At 61.7% G+C, this 17,916-nt stretch carries 20 protein-coding genes and 1 pseudogene; 8 read left to right on the forward strand and 13 right to left on the reverse strand.

Translation table 11 applies throughout. From position 1 onward, the window contains the following. The first annotated feature begins 4 nt into the window (after positions 1–4). From E8F20_RS06825 to E8F20_RS06835, 3 genes are all read left to right on the forward strand, one after another. Positions 5–1,984 carry an alkyl sulfatase dimerization domain-containing protein gene (locus tag E8F20_RS06825; protein WP_280283081.1) on the forward strand — a complete coding sequence of 660 codons (1,980 nt, stop codon included), beginning with the start codon at positions 5–7 and terminating at the stop codon, positions 1,982–1,984. Then, positions 1,981–2,484 carry a hypothetical protein gene (locus tag E8F20_RS06830; RefSeq protein WP_280283082.1) on the forward strand — a complete coding sequence of 168 codons (504 nt, stop codon included), beginning with the start codon at positions 1,981–1,983 and terminating at the stop codon, positions 2,482–2,484. Before E8F20_RS06825 ends, E8F20_RS06830 begins: the two co-directional genes overlap by 4 nt. 704 nt (positions 2,485–3,188) lie before the next feature. After that, on the forward strand, positions 3,189–3,578 hold the full coding sequence (locus E8F20_RS06835) for a BRO family protein (protein WP_348529611.1): 390 nt from the start codon (positions 3,189–3,191) through the stop codon (positions 3,576–3,578). Between the two features lie 287 nt (positions 3,579–3,865). Here the strand turns inward: E8F20_RS06835 and E8F20_RS06840 are convergent, their stop codons facing one another. The 4 genes from E8F20_RS06840 to E8F20_RS06855 all read right to left on the reverse strand — a co-directional run bounded on the left by E8F20_RS06840 (position 3,866) and on the right by E8F20_RS06855 (position 7,683). Beyond that, positions 3,866–4,582: a hypothetical protein gene (locus tag E8F20_RS06840; RefSeq protein WP_280283083.1), complete on the reverse strand. Its 717-nt coding sequence runs from the start codon at positions 4,580–4,582 to the stop codon at positions 3,866–3,868. A 105-nt stretch (positions 4,583–4,687) separates the two neighbouring features. Further along, complete coding sequence (locus E8F20_RS06845) at positions 4,688–5,797, reverse strand: L-dopachrome tautomerase-related protein (protein WP_280283084.1); 1,110 nt, start codon at positions 5,795–5,797, stop codon at positions 4,688–4,690. Between the two features lie 125 nt (positions 5,798–5,922). Beyond that, positions 5,923–6,786 carry a glycine betaine ABC transporter substrate-binding protein gene (locus E8F20_RS06850; protein ID WP_280283085.1) on the reverse strand — a complete coding sequence of 288 codons (864 nt, stop codon included), beginning with the start codon at positions 6,784–6,786 and terminating at the stop codon, positions 5,923–5,925. A 45-nt stretch (positions 6,787–6,831) separates the two neighbouring features. Further along, positions 6,832–7,683: a VOC family protein gene (locus E8F20_RS06855; RefSeq protein ID WP_280283086.1), complete on the reverse strand. Its 852-nt coding sequence runs from the start codon at positions 7,681–7,683 to the stop codon at positions 6,832–6,834. Between the two features lie 162 nt (positions 7,684–7,845). On the opposite strand from E8F20_RS06855, the gene E8F20_RS06860 reads away from it, so the two are divergent. Next, positions 7,846–8,745, forward strand: coding sequence for a LysR substrate-binding domain-containing protein (locus tag E8F20_RS06860; RefSeq protein WP_280283087.1), 900 nt, complete (start codon positions 7,846–7,848; stop codon positions 8,743–8,745). Positions 8,746–9,253: 508 nt separating this feature from the next. After that, positions 9,254–9,385: a hypothetical protein gene (locus tag E8F20_RS06865; RefSeq protein ID WP_280283088.1), complete on the forward strand. Its 132-nt coding sequence runs from the start codon at positions 9,254–9,256 to the stop codon at positions 9,383–9,385. A gap of 3 nt (positions 9,386–9,388) precedes the next feature. Here the strand turns inward: E8F20_RS06865 and E8F20_RS06870 are convergent, their stop codons facing one another. The 7 genes from E8F20_RS06870 to E8F20_RS06900 form a co-directional block, all read right to left on the reverse strand. Then, positions 9,389–9,595 carry a hypothetical protein gene (locus E8F20_RS06870; protein WP_280283089.1) on the reverse strand — a complete coding sequence of 69 codons (207 nt, stop codon included), beginning with the start codon at positions 9,593–9,595 and terminating at the stop codon, positions 9,389–9,391. Between the two features lie 29 nt (positions 9,596–9,624). After that, positions 9,625–12,072, reverse strand: coding sequence for a heavy metal translocating P-type ATPase (locus E8F20_RS06875; protein WP_280283090.1), 2,448 nt, complete (start codon positions 12,070–12,072; stop codon positions 9,625–9,627). Positions 12,073–12,083: 11 nt separating this feature from the next. Then, positions 12,084–12,356 carry a DUF5676 family membrane protein gene (locus tag E8F20_RS06880; RefSeq protein ID WP_280283091.1) on the reverse strand — a complete coding sequence of 91 codons (273 nt, stop codon included), beginning with the start codon at positions 12,354–12,356 and terminating at the stop codon, positions 12,084–12,086. After that, positions 12,353–13,039, reverse strand: coding sequence for an isoprenylcysteine carboxylmethyltransferase family protein (locus E8F20_RS06885; RefSeq protein ID WP_280283092.1), 687 nt, complete (start codon positions 13,037–13,039; stop codon positions 12,353–12,355). The genes E8F20_RS06880 and E8F20_RS06885 overlap by 4 nt, the downstream gene beginning before the upstream one ends. Next, positions 13,036–13,272, reverse strand: coding sequence for a DUF2933 domain-containing protein (locus E8F20_RS06890; RefSeq protein ID WP_280283093.1), 237 nt, complete (start codon positions 13,270–13,272; stop codon positions 13,036–13,038). Before E8F20_RS06890 ends, E8F20_RS06885 begins: the two co-directional genes overlap by 4 nt. 90 nt (positions 13,273–13,362) lie before the next feature. Next, entirely contained in the window at positions 13,363–13,779 is a 417-nt protein-coding gene (locus tag E8F20_RS06895) for a hypothetical protein (RefSeq protein ID WP_280283094.1), read from the reverse strand. Between the two features lie 101 nt (positions 13,780–13,880). Beyond that, the gene (locus E8F20_RS06900; RefSeq protein WP_280283095.1) at positions 13,881–14,270 is read right to left on the reverse strand and encodes a hypothetical protein; all 390 of its coding nucleotides are present in this window, start codon (positions 14,268–14,270) and stop codon (positions 13,881–13,883) included. 394 nt (positions 14,271–14,664) lie between these two features. On the opposite strand from E8F20_RS06900, the gene E8F20_RS06905 reads away from it, so the two are divergent. Next, the gene (locus E8F20_RS06905; protein ID WP_280283096.1) at positions 14,665–15,840 is read left to right on the forward strand and encodes a methionine adenosyltransferase; all 1,176 of its coding nucleotides are present in this window, start codon (positions 14,665–14,667) and stop codon (positions 15,838–15,840) included. A gap of 76 nt (positions 15,841–15,916) precedes the next feature. Further along, positions 15,917–16,270 (forward strand): hypothetical protein, encoded by a 354-nt coding sequence (locus E8F20_RS06910; protein WP_280283097.1) that lies wholly within the window; start codon positions 15,917–15,919, stop codon positions 16,268–16,270. A 50-nt stretch (positions 16,271–16,320) separates the two neighbouring features. On the opposite strand, the pseudogene E8F20_RS06915 reads toward E8F20_RS06910, so the two are convergent. Continuing rightward, positions 16,321–16,425 (reverse strand): annotated as a pseudogene (locus E8F20_RS06915) (class II aldolase/adducin family protein); the annotation flags it as partial. 8 nt (positions 16,426–16,433) lie between these two features. On the opposite strand from E8F20_RS06915, the gene E8F20_RS06920 reads away from it, so the two are divergent. Then, a complete protein-coding gene (locus E8F20_RS06920) occupies positions 16,434–16,670 on the forward strand; it encodes a hotdog domain-containing protein (RefSeq protein ID WP_280283098.1) in 237 nt (78 codons plus the stop codon). A gap of 195 nt (positions 16,671–16,865) precedes the next feature. Here the strand turns inward: E8F20_RS06920 and E8F20_RS06925 are convergent, their stop codons facing one another. After that, positions 16,866–17,729, reverse strand: a complete 864-nt coding sequence (locus E8F20_RS06925; RefSeq protein WP_280283099.1) for an MBL fold metallo-hydrolase — start codon at positions 17,727–17,729, stop codon at positions 16,866–16,868. Between the last annotated feature and the right edge of the window lie 187 nt (positions 17,730–17,916).

Consider the following 17,916-nt stretch of genomic DNA (forward strand, 5'->3'; position numbering starts at 1 on the left):
TCACATGCACCATGCCCTGAATCGCCTGGCTGTCGCCGGCCTGAGCCTGACGCTGCTGGCCAGTACGATCGCCCAGGCCGCGCCGGTACCTGCCAAACCCGCCAGCGAAGTGACCCGCGCCGCCAACGAAGCCGTGCTGAAGCAGTTGCCTTTCGCCGATCGCCAGGACTTCGCCAATGCCGAACGTGGCTTTATCGCCAAGCCGGACACCCTGACCATCAAGGATGCCAACGGCAAGGTGGTCTGGGATCTGGAGAGCTACAAGCAGTACATCACGATGGACAAGCAGGCCCCGGACACAGTCAATCCCAGCCTGTGGCGCAACGCCCAGTTGAACGTGCAGTACGGCCTGTACAAGGTCACCGACCGTATCTATCAGGTGCGCGGCTATGACGTCTCCAACATCACTTTCATCCAGGGCGACACGGGCTGGATCGTCTTCGACCCGCTGCTGAGCCAGGAAACCGCCAAGGCCACCTATGACCTGGTCAGCCAGCATCTGGGCAAAAAGCCAGTGGTTGGCGTTGTCTATAGCCACTCGCACATCGACCATTTCGGCGGCGTGCGCGGCATCGTCGACGAAGCGGACGTGAAAAGCGGCAAGGTCAGGATCATCGCCCCGGAAGGTTTCTCCAAAGAAGCGGTAAGCGAAAACGTCATTGCCGGCAACGCCATGGCCCGTCGTGCCGTCTACATGTTTGGCGCGTTGTTGCCGCGCAATCCCCAGGGCAGCGTTGGCGCAGGTCTCGGCCTGACCGTATCTACCGGGACCACGACCCTGATCCAGCCCACCGAGTTCGTCGAGAAGACCGGCCAGGAAGTGACCATCGACGGGGTCAAGATGGTGTTCCAGATGACGCCGGGCACCGAGGCACCGGTGGAGATGCACACCTGGTTCCCGCAGTTCAAGGCGCTGTGGATGGCCGAGAACACGACGAACACCATGCATAACGTGCTGACCTTGCGCGGGGCGCAGGTCCGCGACGCCTTGCAGTGGTCGAAGTACATAGGCGAAGCGCTGGCGCTGTATGGCGACAAGGCCGAAGTGAAGTTCCAGAGCCACCACTGGCCGGTGTGGGGCAAGGCTGAGATCGAGGACTACCTGAAGAAGCAGCGTGCGCTGTACAAGTACATCCACGACCAGACCGTGCACATGATGAACCAGGGCATGACCGGCGAAGAGATCGCCGAGACAATCAAGCTGCCGCCGGAACTGGAGGCTTTCTGGCCGGGGCGTGGTTACTACGGCACGCTCAAGCACAACTCCAAGGCTGTCTACCAGCGCTACATGGGCTGGTATGACGGCAACCCGGCCAACTTGGACAAGCTGCCGCCGCAGCCGGCGGCAAAGAAGTACGTCGAATACATGGGTGGCTCAGCGGCGGTACTGGACAAGGCCCGAGCCGACTTCGCCAAGGGCGAGTACCGCTGGGTGGCCGAGGCTACCAAGCAGGTGGTGTTCGCCGAACCGGATAACGCCGCGGCAAAAAACCTGATGGCCGATGCCTTCGAACAACTGGGCTACCAGGCCGAGTCCGGCCCCTGGCGCTCGATCTACCTGCAAGGCGCGTACGAGCTGCGCAATGGCGTACCGACCCTGGGCAATACGGTTACCGCCAGCCCCGACGTGATTCACGCGATGACGCCGGAAATGCTCTTCGACTACCTCGCGGTGCGCCTGAACGGCGAGCGCGCGGCGGGCAAGAAACTGGTGCTGAACTTCAACTTCACTGACCTGGGCAAGCGCTACGCCCTGACCGTAGAGAACGCCGTGCTCACCTATGAGCCGAAGGCGAGCGACAAGGCCGATGTCGGCCTGACCATGACGAAGGGCACTCTGGAAGACATCCAGTTGGGCAGGACCACCCTGGAGCAGAAGGTCGCTTCCGGCGAGCTGAAGTTCGACGGTCGCCAGCAAGCCTTCGGTGAATTCATGGGGCTGCTCGACACGTTCGACTTCTGGTTCGACATCGTTACGCCATGAGAGCCGTGATACTTGGCCTGGCGGTGCTGCTGTGCAGCGCCGCCCCGGCCTCTCTGGCCTGTGGCTATGACGGCATGGCGATGGACCTGGCCCTGGCACATCCGGCCTCCCTGGATGTGTCCCTGGCCATCCACCAGGCCTACCAGGACGAACTGATCGCCAAGCCGCTGCCATTACCCGGCGGCTTCGGCATGCGCCGTGCACTGACCGCGATGGATCGCCTGGCCAGTCGCTTGCCACCCAGTGGCAACGATTTCAGCCTGTTGCTGGTGGAGCCTGGTTTGTGGACCCGCTTCGAGCTGCGCGATGGCCAGTGGCATCTGACCCCGCATGCGCCGGCACCCGCCAAGGGGGAGAGCCTGGTGATAGTGGGCGAGGGCGTGCTGCTGGCCATGCTGGCGAGCCGGATGACTGCTACGCAGGCGCTGGAACATGGGCTCGTGCATACCGAAGGTGATGATCGGCTGACCGGGCAGTGGCGGTCGGCCTTCGATGACTGACGGCCTTCGTTCGACGCGTGGGTCCGCACTCACGCAACCCTATTGAGGTGTAAACCACATGCAGCTGAACGACTGCTAGGGAGAGGCCGTACACACCGTGGTCGGCCTGAAGCCCGATGCGCAGGCTAGCGCAGGGGAGCGGGCACATTGCCGGGAGCGCACTGCCGGCTACAAATGCCCGAAGACGGTGGAGATTCGCGAAGCACTGCCCATGTCGGCGGCTGGCAAGATCCTTAAGCGCGATCTTCGTGCGCCTTACTGGCAGAACCGCGAATAAGTGCGCTTGCATGCAGGTGGTTACGGGAAGGCTGCAGGGGGAGGGTGGGGAAAGTAAGCGTTCTCCTACAGAAATCGTCTTGCGATAAGTCGTTGTGCCGACAGCAAGGTTTCCTACACAGCTTTAACCTTGAGCGCCTACAAACACGCTGGATAGAGTGCCGGCCGTCACGGTCAATCCGTGGCCGGGTTTGACGACCCGATGAAATGGCGTGATCGCGCCGCACGTGACTGCAGAAAGCATCCAGCGTTCTGTTGTTGCCGGCACCTTTGCAGTTCTGGACTGCATCGCTTTATGGCGGATCGCGTGGGGAGGCCCTAGGGCCTACCGGGTGCCATTTCACCGGTTCGTCAACCCCACGCGGTCCGCCTCCTCTCGTTTGACGACGTATTTGGCGGCTCCTTCCAGAATGAAATGGAGCTTCACCATGCAAGACGCATATACCCCCGTCGTATTCCAGCGCCATACCCATCAACTGCGGGCCGTGATAATCGACAACCAGCCCTGGTTCGTCGCCTACGATTTCGCCCTGCTGATCGGCGCTCACCGCCCTTACCGCCTGCCCAAGCGCATGGACCCGCACCAGAAGCGCAGCGTGATGCTGCAGTACGCCAGTGGGTTTCGCGAAGAGGTCGAGGTGATCAGCGATGCCGGGGCCTACAAGGCGCTGTACCGCTTCGGGCACCCGGAACATCGGGTGATCAGCCAGTGGCTGAGCGAGGTGCTGGTGCCGACGCTGCACGACTATCACCGCGCGGCGGATGCCACGCCGCATCGGGCTTTCATGACCTGGCCAATCAGCGGATCGGCGTGGTGAAGTGGCAGGGGGAAATCTGGATCGCCCGGACGGACCTGCCTCGATTCATGGCAGCGACGGATGACCCGGTGTTACGGGATGAGCCAAGCTGGAGGCGAATGCCGGAGTAGGGCTACTTCATCTGTGAAACGCAGGTGTCATTGCACAGCACTCACCGTGGAGCGGTAAGAGCGGGTCCCGTGATGCGCTGCATTCAGCGTTTCCAGAAAAGACCAGCCCGTCCGTGCGTGTGTGTATTGGACCGGCATCCAGACCCGGCCACCCAATGAGTGAGCTGCCAGCCAAGGTCAACGGGGGGCGTTCAGGAGCGTGTGCGTCATGGCGATAAGGTCCGCTGTGCCCTCGGAAACAAGCGCCTCGACCTGTTGGTAACCGGCGAGGGCGCTGGTCATCGCCACGGGAACTGCCACTGCCGTCTTCAATGCTCGAGCAAGCGACACCAGGTTTACGCGTACTACCGGAGCAGAGTCGCGGGGCTTGATTCCACCTGAGGACACCTGAATGGCACTGCAGCCTCTGGCCTCCAGTTCCTTGGCGAAGATCAGGGCTTGCTCAAGCGTCCAACCGACATCACTACCCTCCGACGCGCAAAGGCGCGCGGAAATAGGGCGACTGGCTGGAAAGGCATCGCGCACCTGGTCGAAGACCTCGAGGGGGAATCGCATCCGACCGAGCAGCGATCCGCCGTACACATCGGCACGCTGGTTAGTGAGCGGAGAAAGAAACTGATGAAGCAGAAATCCCTGGGCAATGTTGATCTGGACTGCGTCGATACCTGCGCGCGAGGCACGCAAGGCGGCTTTGGCGAACCCTTCGCGTATCCGTCGCAGGTCGAAGCGATCCAATGCCTGGGGGGCAACCTGGCCTGATCGGTAGGGCACCGCGGAAGGTGCCTTGGCCTGCCAGCCCCAGGCCTCGTACTGGCACATGGGGCCGACCACTATGCGATTGGCCAGCTGCAGACATCCGAGAGGCAGCGGCTCGAAAAGCCTGGAACGCGTCACGACGCTTCCTCCTCACACTCGAACGCATGACGGAACCCCCATGGGCACCGGTACGAGAGACTGTCGCCCTATTTGACAGGGCGACAGTGCGCCGTCAGGTCAGCTTCAGCGTCCCGGCTGGCCTTTGGTACCGGTCCAGATCCTAACGATCAGATAGGGTGGCACGCCGGTGTCCCCGGCCCCCGTGAAGATGGGATTTCGATGCAGTTGGTTGATTGCCACGTAGAGCCAGGAGTCGGGTCCGAAGTGGGCATTGTCAGCCCAGAGAAAGCGCTCATCCCGCACCAGCGGTTTCAGCTCGCCCTTGGCGGTCAGGACGTCAACCCCATTGTCCGGCAGGTTGGTGATGAAGTGATTGCCTTCGGCATCCGTCGCGGCGCCATCGGAAATTGGCTTGGCACCTACACGCGTGATGGCCGAGGCAATCTGCGCATCCGCAGCACCTTCGCGGAACAGGCGGGCGGGTACGGCGTACCAGCTGGTGCCGTTCATCGCACCAAAGTAAAGCGTCTCGCCATCGGCCGACAGCGTGATGGGGTTGATCCCGACACGCGCCGGCGCCATGCGACCGCCTTCACCCGGGAAGAGCAGTGGCTTGCCTTCCACGACCAGTTCGACGTCTTCGGCCGCCAGGGACGGATGTCCGCGGAAGCGGCGAGCGGTGCCTTTTTTCGTATCGACAACCACGATGGCCGGGTCCAGGCCGCAGTCCGCGACGTAGACGAAGCCCCGCTCACCATCCACCGCCAGGTCCTGGAGGATCTGCCCTGCCGGTGCCACCCAGCCATTGAAGTCGTGGCGGTAGACGAGTTCACGCGTGTTGATATCGAATGCCAGGAGTTTCGGCGGCTGCGGCTTGTCCATCCAATTGCCGTGATCGATCACCCACAGGCGGTCCTGGCCATCGATCACCACCCCGTGGGGGGTGTTCAGAACGTCCTGCCCGCTGCCGGGCTTGGCATTCCAGGCGTCATTCGGGAACGGCGCATAGGCGTTGTTGCCGGTGATTTCCACCAGCTGTACGGGGCCCCGGCGCATGCCGTGGACGCTGGCGAACACCCGCCCATCCTTGGAAGCGGTGACATTGCCGGGGGTGATTTCGAGTTCGGCCACCAGCTCCACCTTACCCACCTCAGGTTGTGCGGCGTTGGCAGTCAGGGTGAAGGCGGAGGCCACCAGTAGGGTGGCAAGCAAGGGGGAGTAGAGCGGTTTCATCACGATGTCTCCTGTTGAACCGGCACCTCGCATCGTTTAACGCGTGCGGAACGAGGTCCGGGGTGGCTTTCATGAGTCGCGCCCACGCCGTGCCCAGGGGGGGCAGGTGGGCGATGGGGGTTCGGCTACTCTCGGAACCAGGCAGCGACCACGTCTGGATTGGCCGCCATCCAGTCACGAGCGACCTGCTCGGCGGGTCTCCCTTCCACCATCATCTGGCGTTCGAGCTCGGTGGCCACCGGGATGCCCAGGTGCACACGTTTCAAAACCACCTGCGTGCGCTCGGGGAGTTGCTGCCAGACCTCCTTGCGCACCACGACCACCGCGCGATCGACACCGAAGATCCCACGCGGGTCGTCGAGTATTCGCACGGGGTAGAGCGCGTTTAGGTACTGCGGTTGCCATAGGGGCATCACCATCCAGCGGCCGCTTTCAGATGCATCGGCCAACCGAAGGGACCACTCCAGGGCGGGCGCTACCTTGAGGCTGTAGCCAGCAGCCTGCAGGCCGTAGCGCTGCATGATCCGCTCAGACCCGTTCATCAGGCCCGACCCTGGTCCGACGCCGACGATGACCCGGTCCATGCGTTCGAGCACGTCGGGTTTCTTCAGGTCGTCGATGGATCGCACGGCCTCCTGCGGAACGTGGGCCGGTACCGCCCAGTACAGGCGAGCGTCTTCGTACAGCGTCGAGGCCTCCACCAACTGGTCCGCCAGGGGTGCCTGAAGATGGCCGTGGGCATTGGGCAGCCAGGATGCGATGAGCAGATCGGCCTCGCCACGTCCCAGTCGACCGTAGATGTCGGGATGGTTACCTTCCACCACCTGCACCGGGTGTCCGAGCTGGCCTAGTACTTCTTTCACGACGGCAGCGCTGGCGGTGTAGAAGCTCAGATTGATCTGGCCCACCACCAATGCCTGAGGCTCGGCCCGACTCGGTTGAGCGAAGGCCAACGAGAGCAGCAGCAGTGTGGTTGCGAATGTCTTCATGGTCCTATCCGCGTCGTCGTAAAGGCGTGCACAGGGGAGGGCGGGTTACCCGCCGAGCTGCTTGCGACGGGCTTCATAGGCCCCGTCGAAGGTCTGCTTGGCATGGCCCTGAACCTGGACGAACTCCAGTTGTTCGCCCTCGGGCCCCTTGCAGTAGATCAGCGACCAGCCCGCGGAGGGCCCCTCGGTGATCTTGTTGGTGTTGCTGTCGATGGCCGCCTTGAGCCGCTGCTGTTCCGTTGTTGCTCTGACGATCCGGTTGGCCTTTACCTGCGTCATGCCGCGCCGGGCGGACTCCGCTTCGAGGTCGTGGACGAACTGATTGAAGTCGACATCGTCGCGGATGTAGAAGCACACGTGCATGGAGCGAGGGAACGCCGGGCTGGTCAGTTCCCGCGCCGGGGCGAAGCTGTCGCCCTGGCCGGCTGGCTCTTCCTTGTCCCGGTACTGGAGGAGTTCGATCACCACGTTGTCGAACTGGATGAACCTGACATCCAGGCGCTGGGCGCCGCCGCGAAGGTCGGGAATGCCGAGCGTGCGTGGGTTGACCCCATCCGCTATCGCTTGCACCTCCTCCGTGAGCAGGAGGGTGTTCTGGATGCGATCCCCGAAGAAGTCACCGTCCCGCATGATCTCAGTTCCACCGAGAACCTCGGTGTAGAACTCGTACGCGCGGTCCATGTTCTGCACCGTAATGCCGAAGTGCTGAACACCGCGAAGACGGGAGCCCAGGCTTGTTGTACCTGCGGCGCTGGCGGCCTCGGCCCGAGATGGTAGGGTCAACCCAAGGGAAGAGCCCAGGATGCCTCCAAGAGTGACGATTCCCGTGGCCCGCAGCAGATCACGGCGCTGGGGATCATCAAGTTCGCTTGCACGCTCACATTCACGAGTTTTCATGACGGCTCCAGTTCGAATGCAGGGTAAAGGACACGGGGTGCCAGTCGGGAAGGACCAGCAACTCGTCAACGAGGCTCAGAATGCGCGCCATGAAGTCATTCAGCCAATTTATCTGTTGAATTCCAGTTATGTCCTCAGCAATATGCCTCGATGCGATACGACATGAACCTGCTGCCCGTTTTCCTGACGCTGATGGAAGAGCGCAATGTCACGCGGGCGGCCGAACGCCTGGGGATGACGCAGCCAGCGCTTTCCAACGCCCTGGCGCGACTTCGGGACATGCTTCAGGACCCGTTGTTCATTCGTGAACGCTACGGGATGCAGCCGACCGAGAAGGCCGAAGCGCTGGCTCCCGGTATTGCTGCTGCCGTTTCTAGCCTGGACGAACTGGTGCTTGGCCAACAGGGCTTCGACCCGACCAAGGCGGAGCGACTGTTCACCCTGGCACCGAACAGCTACGTCGAGTTCGTGCTACTGCCGGGCATCGTCGCGCGTCTGCGTGAACGGGCGCCGGGCATCCGGCTGCGGATGGTGCCGTTCGGCGCCGACCTGGCAGAGACCGGTGTCATCTCTGGAACAACGGCAATGGTGCTGGGGCGCATCACTGACCCGCCCGACAATCTGGTGGTGCAACCCCTGATGGAAGACGGCCTGGCCTGCGTGGTTCGCGCCGACCATCCTCGTATCAGCAAACGGATATCCAGGCAGCAGTACGAACAGCTTCGGCACGTCACCGTACTTCCTCCGGGGCGCTTGCGAGCAGGCCTGTTTCAGGCGCTCCAGCGCCAGGGACTGCAGCGAGAGGTGGCGGTATCGGTAACGCACTTCCTGGCCATTCCGGAACTCATAGCCGCGACGGATTATTGCGCGACCCTGCCCAAGCTGATCTGCCAGCATCTGGCCCGCGACCCACGGTTGAAGGTGCTGGCCGCGCCTGTCGACCTGGGCACTTTCCCGGTAGAAATGGCGTGGCACGTGCGCTATCGCCACGACCCCGCGCATCAGTGGCTGCGTGACCTCGTAGGCGAGGTCGCACGCGAAGCCGTGCTCAATCAGTCGTAATCCACACGCGCCTTCGATCACTGCAGGTTCTGCCTGCGTCGTGAAGCGCAAGGCAGGAGCCTCGGGCACCAGCTTTACGAGGCTTCACAATGCAGCAGCTTTCCTTGAACACGCCTGGAGGCCATGAATTGAACAGAATCTCGGATTATGCGCAGTGGATGCCCGGAAAATGTTGGCGAGAACGACACAGCTGTGAGGATGCATAAGTACGCATAATCTATATTATGTTAAACGATAAGCTATGTTGGAAATGTTCATGAGTAACGCAATCCCCTAGAGCGCTCCGAACTAAAAAATTGAAATTTCGAGAACTAATTCTGAATCGCCTCGACCTTCCGAAGTGACAATGAGACCAGAATCAATATCGATTACACGCTGAAAATCTGGTAACCCGCGAGTCTCCACGTTTGAATCGCCGCCATGGAGGGCTCTGCACTCAATAGTGGAATGTCTCTCTCCCTCCTCTTGGAAAAGCGCAACCGAACGCAATCCCGGTGTAGCGAGCACGTTGAGGACGGCAGGTGACTACCCGCTGCTCATCGTCGCCAGCTTCATCGCCGAGACCCTGCTGGTTGGCTGCGGCGGAAGGCTCGGCAAGAATCGCCTGGCCTCGGAAGTCGGCGAGCAGCACACACGGTGAAACTCAGGTCCCGTTTCCTCGCTTCGATTGCGAGCGCCGATCCAGTTCTTCCCGGCTCGCTGCTTTCACGTCACGATCGACTTGCTGCGCCAGTCGCAGACTCAGCCAGACAACGAAAACCGGACAGGCCAGCAATAACAACGCCACTAGAAGCGACACCAACGAGACGCCATAACTGAACAGCACCCAACCCGCCAGCGCCAGCGCCAACAACGCGCAGATCCAGTACCCCGCTCGTCTCATGAGGCCTCCGTTTTCGCCCCTGCAGGGAGTCGTACCCGTTTCAACAGCGCGGAGTTGACGATCACCGAGAGCGACGACAATGCCATGGCCGCCGCCGCGAGGATCGGATTGAGGAATCCCAGTGCAGCGACCGGGATTCCGATGCTGTTGTAGATGAACGCCCAGAACAGGTTCTGCTTGATCTTGCGCATGGTCGCGCGCGACAGCTGGATCGCTGCCACCACATCGCGCACGTCATCGCGGATCAGGATAATGTTGCCGGTCTCCTTGGCAACATCGGAGCCGGAGCCGATGGCGATGCCGATATCGGCGGCGGCCAGGGCCGGGGCATCGTTGACACCATCGCCGACCATCGCCACCACCTGCCCCTCGCCCTGCAACTGGCGGATGACCTCTACCTTGTCGTCCGGCAGGACTTCGGCGATCACCTGCTCGATTCCAACCTGCCGTGCCACCGCTTCGGCGGTGCGCCGGTTGTCGCCGCTCAGCAGTACGACCCTGACTCCGCTCGCTTTCAATGCCGTGACGGCTTCGGCCGCCTCGGGCTTGACCGTATCAGCAACCGCGATGATCCCGAGCAGGCGGTCATCAATGCCAACCAACATGGCGGTCTTGCCGTCCGCCTCCAGGCTAACAAGGTCCGCTTCGGCCGAGTCGGTCGCAATTCCCTGGCGGGCGAACAAACGCCGGTTGCCCAGCCAGATCTTGCGGCCATCGATATTGCCTTCGATGCCATGGCCGGCGATCCCGTTGATGCCGGTTGCTTTTGGCAGGCTGATGTCGCGATGCCGGGCGGCGCGCACGATCGCTTCGCCGAGCGGGTGTTCGGAGCCTGACTCTACGGCGGCGGCAAGCAACAAGACCTCGTTTTCGGAGGCGGCAGCGTACGGGATCACGTCGGTCACATTCGGTTCGCCACGGGTGATGGTACCGGTCTTGTCAAAGACTACTGCACTCAGCTTTTCCGCCCGTTCCAGCACTTCGCCGCCACGTATCAGGATGCCGCTGTCGGCGCCCTTGCCGACGCCGACCATCAGCGCGGCAGGTGTGGCCACGCCCAGCGCGCAGGGGCAGGAAATGATCAGCACCGCGATGAAGGCCAACAAGCCTTGCGGAAAACTCCCCGCGAAGGTCCAACCGAGCAGCGCCAGCAGCGCGATCGCCACCACAGCTGGCACAAAATAGCCAGTGACCTGGTCGGCCAGCCGCTGGACCTGTGCCGTACTGGCTTGCGCTTCTTCGACCATTTTGATGATCTGCGCCAGGGCGGTGTCGGCGCCGATCCTGCTCGCCTTGAAGGTGAATACCCCGCTGCGATTGAGCGTGCCGCCGATCACGCTACTGCCCGGCCGTTTGTCGACCGGCATCGATTCGCCGGTCAGCATCGATTCGTCAACCGTAGACTGGCCTTCGCTCACCTCGCCATCGGTGGGAATCTTTTCGCCGGGTTTGACGATCACGTACTCGCCAACCATGACGCTTTCCGCCGGCAACTCGATCTCCTCGCCGTCACGCAGCACATGGGCGGTCGCCGGCTTGAGGTCCAACAGACGACGCACCGCAGCCGAGGATTTCTTCTTAATGATTTCTTCCATGTATTTGCCGAGCAGTACGAAGGCGATGATGACCGCCGACACCTCGAAATAGACATCGCGTTCCTCTACCTTGACCGGTAGGACGTCCGGGGCGAAAAGCACCGCGACGCTGTAGAAATAGGCAACCGAGGTGCCTAGCGCGATCAGAAAATCCATGTTGATGTTACGAGTGCGCACGGCACTCCATGCGCCCTTGTAGAAGCTCCAGCCTCCGATGAACTGCACTGGGGTCACCAACAGGAAAAGCCACATGCCCCAGGTGAACCAGGGCAGCGCCGGAATCGGCACCCAAGTCAGCAGGGTGGCCCCGGCGGCTAGGGCGATGAACGCGCCGGCACGCAGCATGGCCAGCGCCAGCACGCCGGTCAGCGCAATTGCCACGCGGGCTTTCATTGCCTTTAGTTCACGTTCAGGCGACTCGAAAATGCGCACGCAGCTGTCACTGCAGAAGTAGTAGGTTCGCCCGCCGCGCTCTCGTGAAAGCGCCGTGGCCTTGTCCACCATCATTCCGCAGATCGGGTCTTTCGCCAGTTGCCTGCTACCGGCCGCGACCGCAGCGCCGGACTCTACCGCCGGGGCGGCATGACGGCGCTCTGCCGGGCAAGATTGCCCGGAGGCTGCGCCCCTGGCGTAACGGGGCGCATCGCTCAGGAACTCCTCGCGGCAGTGATTGGAGCAGAACCAATAGCGCTGCCCGTCGAATTCCACGCTGCCAGCAGCCGTGTTCGGAACCACGGCCATGCCGCACACCGGATCGAGAATGCGCGGTTGCTCGTCCCCCACAGCGATTGCGTTTCCAGGTGGTACGGCGTGCCGATGGTCAGCGTGCCGCATAGGTGATTCGTCCATGGGTGGCCTCCTCAGCGCGAGCTTCCGTGGAGTTTGCGATAAAGCCATGCAAACAGAGTTCCGACCAACAGCCCCCACAGGGTCAGTACCAGCAGCGGGCCAACGAAGGTCGCGACGGTATAGGTCTGCGACGTCTGCAGGCCGTTGAAGTCGAGCCCGTGGAACAGAGCGTTAAGGAAGGCGATGCCTTGTGCCGGCCACAACGCATAGAGCACGGCGCAGACGGTGTAGGACGCTGCCATGGTCAAGGCCAGGGCCACCCCGGTTTTCCAAGGGACGATCATGACTTTCCCCTAGCGTCTGGATGGCCACCATCGGCGGCGTTGGAGCGACGGGAGCCGGGCCGCGGCAGGAAGGCCGGGGTCCGCTCTCGATAGGCGAGATAGTCCGCGCCGAACCGTGCGGTCATGTCCCGCTCCTCGGATTTCGCCAGCAAGGCATACATCACCAGCAAAATCGGGAACATGATCAGGGTGATTAGCGTCGGCCACTGCAGCAGGAATCCGAACATGATCAGCACGAAGCCGACGTACTGCGGGTGGCGGATTCGCGCATAGGGACCGTCAAGGGCCAGCGCGCCGCTGCGTTGGGCCTGGTAGAGCACGCGCCAAGAGGCCGCCAGCAACCAGAAACCGCCCAGGGTCAGCACGTTGCTGAGCAGGTGGAACGGCCCCCAGTGGGGATTGGCCCGCCAACCAAACATAATTTCGAGCAGATGACCGGCGTCGTGCGACAGGAAGTCGATGCCTGGGAAGTACCGGCTGAGCCAGGGCAGCAACAGATAGAGCGTCAGTGGGAAGCCGTACATCTCGGTGAACAACGCCACCAGAAAGGCCGAGAACATACCGAAGGAGCGCCAGTCGCGGGTCGTTCGGGGTCGAGTGAAGCTGAAGGCGAACAGGATGAAGACCAGCGAGTTGATAATGACCAGGGACCACAGTCCGTACGCAGACTCGGAATGATTCATGGCCTGCCCTCCTCCTCATCTCTTCGCGGTCGCCGCCCATCTCCGTGTCGATGGCCGCCGTGACCGTGATGCATGAACAAGTGCATCAGCGGACAAGCCGCCAGCAACAGGTAGGGCAGAATGCCCAACACGTGAGCACGGTGCTCGGTCAGCAGAAAAAAGCCAGCAATAATGGCGAAGCCCCCGAATACCCAGAGATGCCTGGAGCTGGCCCCTTGTGGTGTGTGATTCATGTTCACCTCCGCCGGCAGCAGGGAAACCTCGCCGCTGGCTCGTCCTGCCGGAAACGGACCTAGCCAGCAGCGCAGCGCGTGCACGCCGCCTCACTGCTGGTCCATCGGCATCCCCATCATGGCTTCTTGCTGCTTCATCATCTTCATCATCATGTCCATCATTCCCATGCCGCCTTTCGAGCCAGGCGTCCCCATGCCCATGCCCATGCATCCAGCGGCCCCCTGCTGTTTGCTCATCATGGTCAGGCTCTCCTGCATGGTCGCCATGCCCTCCTGCAGCGCGGCTTGGCGCTCGGCTGGCGTTTTCGCGGCAGACGCCTTGTCGTGCGCCGCCTGCATCTTCTGCATTTGTCGGCTCATGGCTTGATCAAGGGCCGCCAGGTCGGCCGCCGCAGGCGCGGCTGCGTCAGCGGGCGCATTGGCCGGATGATGCGCCTCCTCGGCCACGGCCATATAGGCGCCGCTTGTCAGGATGGCGGCCAAGACCAGTTTCAGTTGCGTTTGCATGATGATCTCCTGGTGATGAGGGTCCGGAGGGCAGATCTGGATTGCGCCGGATCGGCGCAATGAAGCGCGGCGGCCGCTGTTCGGCCGGCCTGAAATGCGGATCAATCGTTGAAGCGAACGAACATCAGGCGGGCTGGGGGCCTCGACGGCACAGGGGACCTAAGGGCTAGGGAGGCAAAGGCGTTAGAGCGGATCAAGAGTAGAGCCGGCACCAGTAACCCGTTGGCCCAGCCGAGGCTATCCAGCCCCGACGGATGAGGCAGAGAGTTGATTGCCGTAACGGCATCGCCTGTGTTTTGCGGGCAACTGCAGGTGTGCGGAGTCTGCTGGGTTGCAACGAACGCGTCCTGCCCCTTGGCATGATCGTGCTGCGCCCGCAGCACGCAGCCCTGGAATGCCATCACGAGCAGCATCGCCACCCATCCCGCCAGGATGAGGCGTAAAACGCTGTAGCGGTATCGAGGTAAGCCGTACATGACGCACTCGCCCATGTTCTCAGCTCTTATCGGATGAGTGTAGTCAGCGATGCAGTACAAAAATTGATCTAAATCAAGTTGGGTTCTTCGCGGATTCGCCCATCACGAATAGGCAATCTGGGTGAGGGTCATCGATCGCGCGAGGTCGTTGCAATTTCGTAGCAGGGCCCTGGTTTGCTGATCCTGCGAAACCCACTCACACTCAACTGGCCGTTCCTGAGCCGTGGTCATCCCATGTACCAGAACCTTTCTGTTCTCGCTGCCATTCTCCTCGTCTACGGCATCTTCGCAGGAGGCGTCGAGTCGTGTCTGGCGCTGGGCATCTCCCGTTTGGGGAGACTCTGAAGGAGAGTCATAACCACCGATACCAGCCCTCGCGGCTAGGCCATAACGGACAGGAGAGAAGGACATGGAACTTGTGATAACCAAGCACGAATCGTTTCATACGCGCGAATTCGAAATGTGCGAACACAAAGGCATCGGTCATCCGGACAGCCTTTGCGATGGAGTCGCGGAGGCTGTGTCGCTGACTCTCAATGGCGCATATCTACAGACCTTCGGACGCATCTTGCATTACAACGTCGACAAGGCCTTGTTGATTGGCGGCCAGAGTCTGCCGCGTTTTGGCGGCGGACAGGTGCTGACGCCGATACGCCTGATCATAAGCGGTCGAGCCAGTCCCTTGCCTGATATCGAACTGTCCGAGTTAGTAAGGGCCGCCGCATACCGCTATCTGTCCCAAGCGGTGCGTTGTGACACGACCTTGTTCGAAGTCGAATGTGCCGTGCGCAGCGGCAGTCCCAACCTGCAACAGGTTTTCGTGCGCGGGGTGTCCCGTGCCCGTGCCCTTGCCAATGACACCTCATTCGGAGTCGGTTTCGCTCCATACTCGCCCCTCGAGAAACAGGCGCTGCAACTTGGGGAGCTATTGCACTCGGCAGCGTTCCAAACGCGATTTCCAGCGGCGGGCGACGACTACAAGGTCATGGCAGCACGGATTGGCGAAAAGTTGACATTCACCGTCGCGTTGGCGCTCATCGACCGGGAGATTTGCGATGCAAAAGAGTACTTTGCAGTCAAGGAGGCTATCAGGGAGCATTTACTCTCGACCCTGATGAGCCCCTGTGATCTCGCCATTAATGCGCTCGACGACGCGCATGCGAGCAGCGTGGATGAGTTATACCTGACTGTGTCCGGATTAAGTGCAGAGCATGGTGATGACGGCGAGGTCGGTCGCGGCAACCGAATGAACGGACTGATCACCCCTTGCCGCAGCATGTCGCTTGAGGCAGTGGCAGGAAAAAACCCAGTGTCCCACGTCGGCAAACTGTATAACGCACTCGCTTTGGAAATAGCACGTGCCGTGATTGCCGAGATCGAAGGCGTGGAAGAAGCTACTGTGCAGTTGCTATCGCGCATTGGCCAGCCGGTCGAGCGCCCAGCGCTGGTTGCGATTGAACTGGCGTGCTGCGGGCGCCTGACCTTGGCTATGCGCCAAGCGATTCAGGTTCTTGTACATGCACGGCTGTCCAACATCGAGCGTACTTCTTCACTCTTGATACGTGGCGAGCTGCCTGTCTTCTGATCAAAAGCGCGGTCTGATAGGCGAGTCTCGTGCGATCCATGAACTCAACTTCCTTCACCTGAACGGTGAACTTCCTGTGGTTCGCGATTTTCTCGAAGGTCTCCCGGCAGAAAGCCGGGCTAGCGAGCGCTACCGCGCCGTTCGATCCTTTCTCAAGTCCTATGCCGGTAATCAGGCGACCCTCAACGCCTTCGGACCGATGGTCAAATCTCGATTTTCACACACGGATGGCAGGAAGAAGCAGGGAACTGGCACCTACATTCTCAACAGTGAATGGCGACCGTTCAGCCTTACCATCACCAAACGCGAGTGCAAGATTGCGGCAGAAACCGTCACCGCCCTTCCCTCCCGGGCCTACCGGATGTCCCAGGGCGCGGTGGCCCAGGTGTTTGCGCTGTGTGGCAGCCTCCTCCAGCACACCATTGATTAGGTTTATGAATCGTCATGGGCCAATCGGTGGCTAACCGACAAGGATTTCACTTACGAACAATACGACTCGCGCTGGTCTTCAATCAGCGTCAACGCGGCTTCCCAGGCCATGTCGATGATGCCGTCGATGTTGTCCCCTTCGAATTGCCAGCTGGTTCGATACCGTGGTGAACGCCTGGCTGCTGGAGCGCAAGCTGCTGGACCTGGTCGAGAGTCCCAAGGTGGGCCTGGTGGTGGAGACCGGCTGCAGCTACTTCTCGTCGATCGCCTTCCCCGACCTCGTGCGTGCAGGGCTGCGGGTAACGCGCCTGGGCACCTCCAGCGTGCGCTACGAAGTCGGCCTGTTCGCCAACGACCATGACATCGCGTCGGCCCAGGGGCATTCGTGCACGTGTACGTGAACCGCGTGAACCGGTGCCCGGTGCCGCTGCCGGATGACCTGCGCCGCGTACTGGAAAGCATCTAGGTCACATCCTGAGTCAGCTTCCAGATCCCGCGAGCAGGCCGGGGCGGAGACTCCCAGCATCGTTCGGCAGATGTGCGCACGGCGCACCCTGGCCGACTTGAAAACGCCTGCTTACTCGGCGGGCGTTGCCTCAACTGTCCAGCCGCTGCAGTTCGGTGTGCTGGTCGAACGCCTGGTAACGGGACTGCCGATCGCGCAGGACCTTGATCATGGCGAAGTCGGGATCACGCGGCAGGAACAGCCGCCCGCCATTGGCCACCAGGTGGTCCAGCAGGCGCTCCTTCTCATCGATCAGGCACTCCGGATTGCGATCGAGTGCTGTGGTCAGGTCAAGCCTGAGCCAGTGCACGGCGGGCACCAGGTCGCCCGCGAACACCACCGGGCCGCCGGGCATGTCGATTTCCGGCAGCAACTGGCCCGGGGTGTAGCCGTCGCTTAGATGGAAACGCCAGCCTGCACCCAGCAATTCGCAGCCTCTCTCGTCGAGCAGCTTCAGGCGGCCGCTGTTTTCCAGCTGGCGGATGATCTGCGGCACGAACAGTGCGCGGTCGCGGGGGTGGGGATGCTGGGCCCGCAGCCAATGGCGGCGCCCGGTCAGGTAGCGTGCCGTTGGGAACAGCAGGCGTGGCGCATTGCCGTCCTGGATCGCATCCTGCACGTCCGGCGGCAACACCGCATGCAGATGAGGCAACACCACGGCATGGATCTGCCCTTCCCCCAGGCCAAGTTCGGCGAGGCTGTCCAGAAGCCCCACAGCCGGGCGCTGGCAACGGCAGGTGCGTGGAGGCGGCGCCAGGAGCGCGTCGGTCCCGGCCATGACGAGGATGTTCAAGCCGCCCTGCTGGACCAGCAGAGCTCGGGTGGCCACTTCCACCTGATTGTCGTGGTTGGGGCTCATCCACTCGACCCACATCCGTCGCGGTGTGGCGCCGAACAGTGCGCCGCCGTCGAGCTTGCGGCTTCTGCCTGCCAGCATGGAAATACTGCGATTCACGGCATTTACCTCTCTGAATAGTGCCGGCCATTGGCGGTTGGGCGGTGCCAAATGGACGCTGACAGCCTATTCAGATTCCAAGCGTAGCTACCCCACCCTCGCGGAGTGGGGCCAGGATGTCGACGACAAGGCATAGTCCCGGCATCGCACTCATTCTCCATCGAGCACTCATGCAAGACGTCGTTAT

The sequence above is a fragment of the Pseudomonas sp. BN415 genome (assembly GCF_029871195.1).
GTDB lineage: Bacteria > Pseudomonadota > Gammaproteobacteria > Pseudomonadales > Pseudomonadaceae > Metapseudomonas > Metapseudomonas resinovorans.

Excerpts from the sequence above, each read along its gene's own strand:
- E8F20_RS06825 (WP_280283081.1), top strand. The coding sequence starts at position 5 with ATGCACCATGCCCTGAATCGCCTGGCTGTCGCCGGCCTGAGCCTGACG.
- E8F20_RS06830 (WP_280283082.1), top strand. The coding sequence starts at position 1,981 with ATGAGAGCCGTGATACTTGGCCTGGCGGTGCTGCTGTGCAGCGCCGCC.
- E8F20_RS06835 (WP_348529611.1), top strand. The coding sequence starts at position 3,189 with ATGCAAGACGCATATACCCCCGTCGTATTCCAGCGCCATACCCATCAA.
- E8F20_RS06845 (WP_280283084.1), bottom strand. The coding sequence starts at position 5,797 with ATGAAACCGCTCTACTCCCCCTTGCTTGCCACCCTACTGGTGGCCTCC.
- E8F20_RS06850 (WP_280283085.1), bottom strand. The coding sequence starts at position 6,786 with ATGAAGACATTCGCAACCACACTGCTGCTGCTCTCGTTGGCCTTCGCT.
- E8F20_RS06855 (WP_280283086.1), bottom strand. The coding sequence starts at position 7,683 with ATGAAAACTCGTGAATGTGAGCGTGCAAGCGAACTTGATGATCCCCAG.
- E8F20_RS06860 (WP_280283087.1), top strand. The coding sequence starts at position 7,846 with ATGAACCTGCTGCCCGTTTTCCTGACGCTGATGGAAGAGCGCAATGTC.
- E8F20_RS06875 (WP_280283090.1), bottom strand. The coding sequence starts at position 12,072 with ATGGACGAATCACCTATGCGGCACGCTGACCATCGGCACGCCGTACCA.
- E8F20_RS06880 (WP_280283091.1), bottom strand. The coding sequence starts at position 12,356 with ATGATCGTCCCTTGGAAAACCGGGGTGGCCCTGGCCTTGACCATGGCA.
- E8F20_RS06885 (WP_280283092.1), bottom strand. The coding sequence starts at position 13,039 with ATGAATCATTCCGAGTCTGCGTACGGACTGTGGTCCCTGGTCATTATC.
- E8F20_RS06890 (WP_280283093.1), bottom strand. The coding sequence starts at position 13,272 with ATGAATCACACACCACAAGGGGCCAGCTCCAGGCATCTCTGGGTATTC.
- E8F20_RS06895 (WP_280283094.1), bottom strand. The coding sequence starts at position 13,779 with ATGCAAACGCAACTGAAACTGGTCTTGGCCGCCATCCTGACAAGCGGC.
- E8F20_RS06900 (WP_280283095.1), bottom strand. The coding sequence starts at position 14,270 with ATGGGCGAGTGCGTCATGTACGGCTTACCTCGATACCGCTACAGCGTT.
- E8F20_RS06905 (WP_280283096.1), top strand. The coding sequence starts at position 14,665 with ATGGAACTTGTGATAACCAAGCACGAATCGTTTCATACGCGCGAATTC.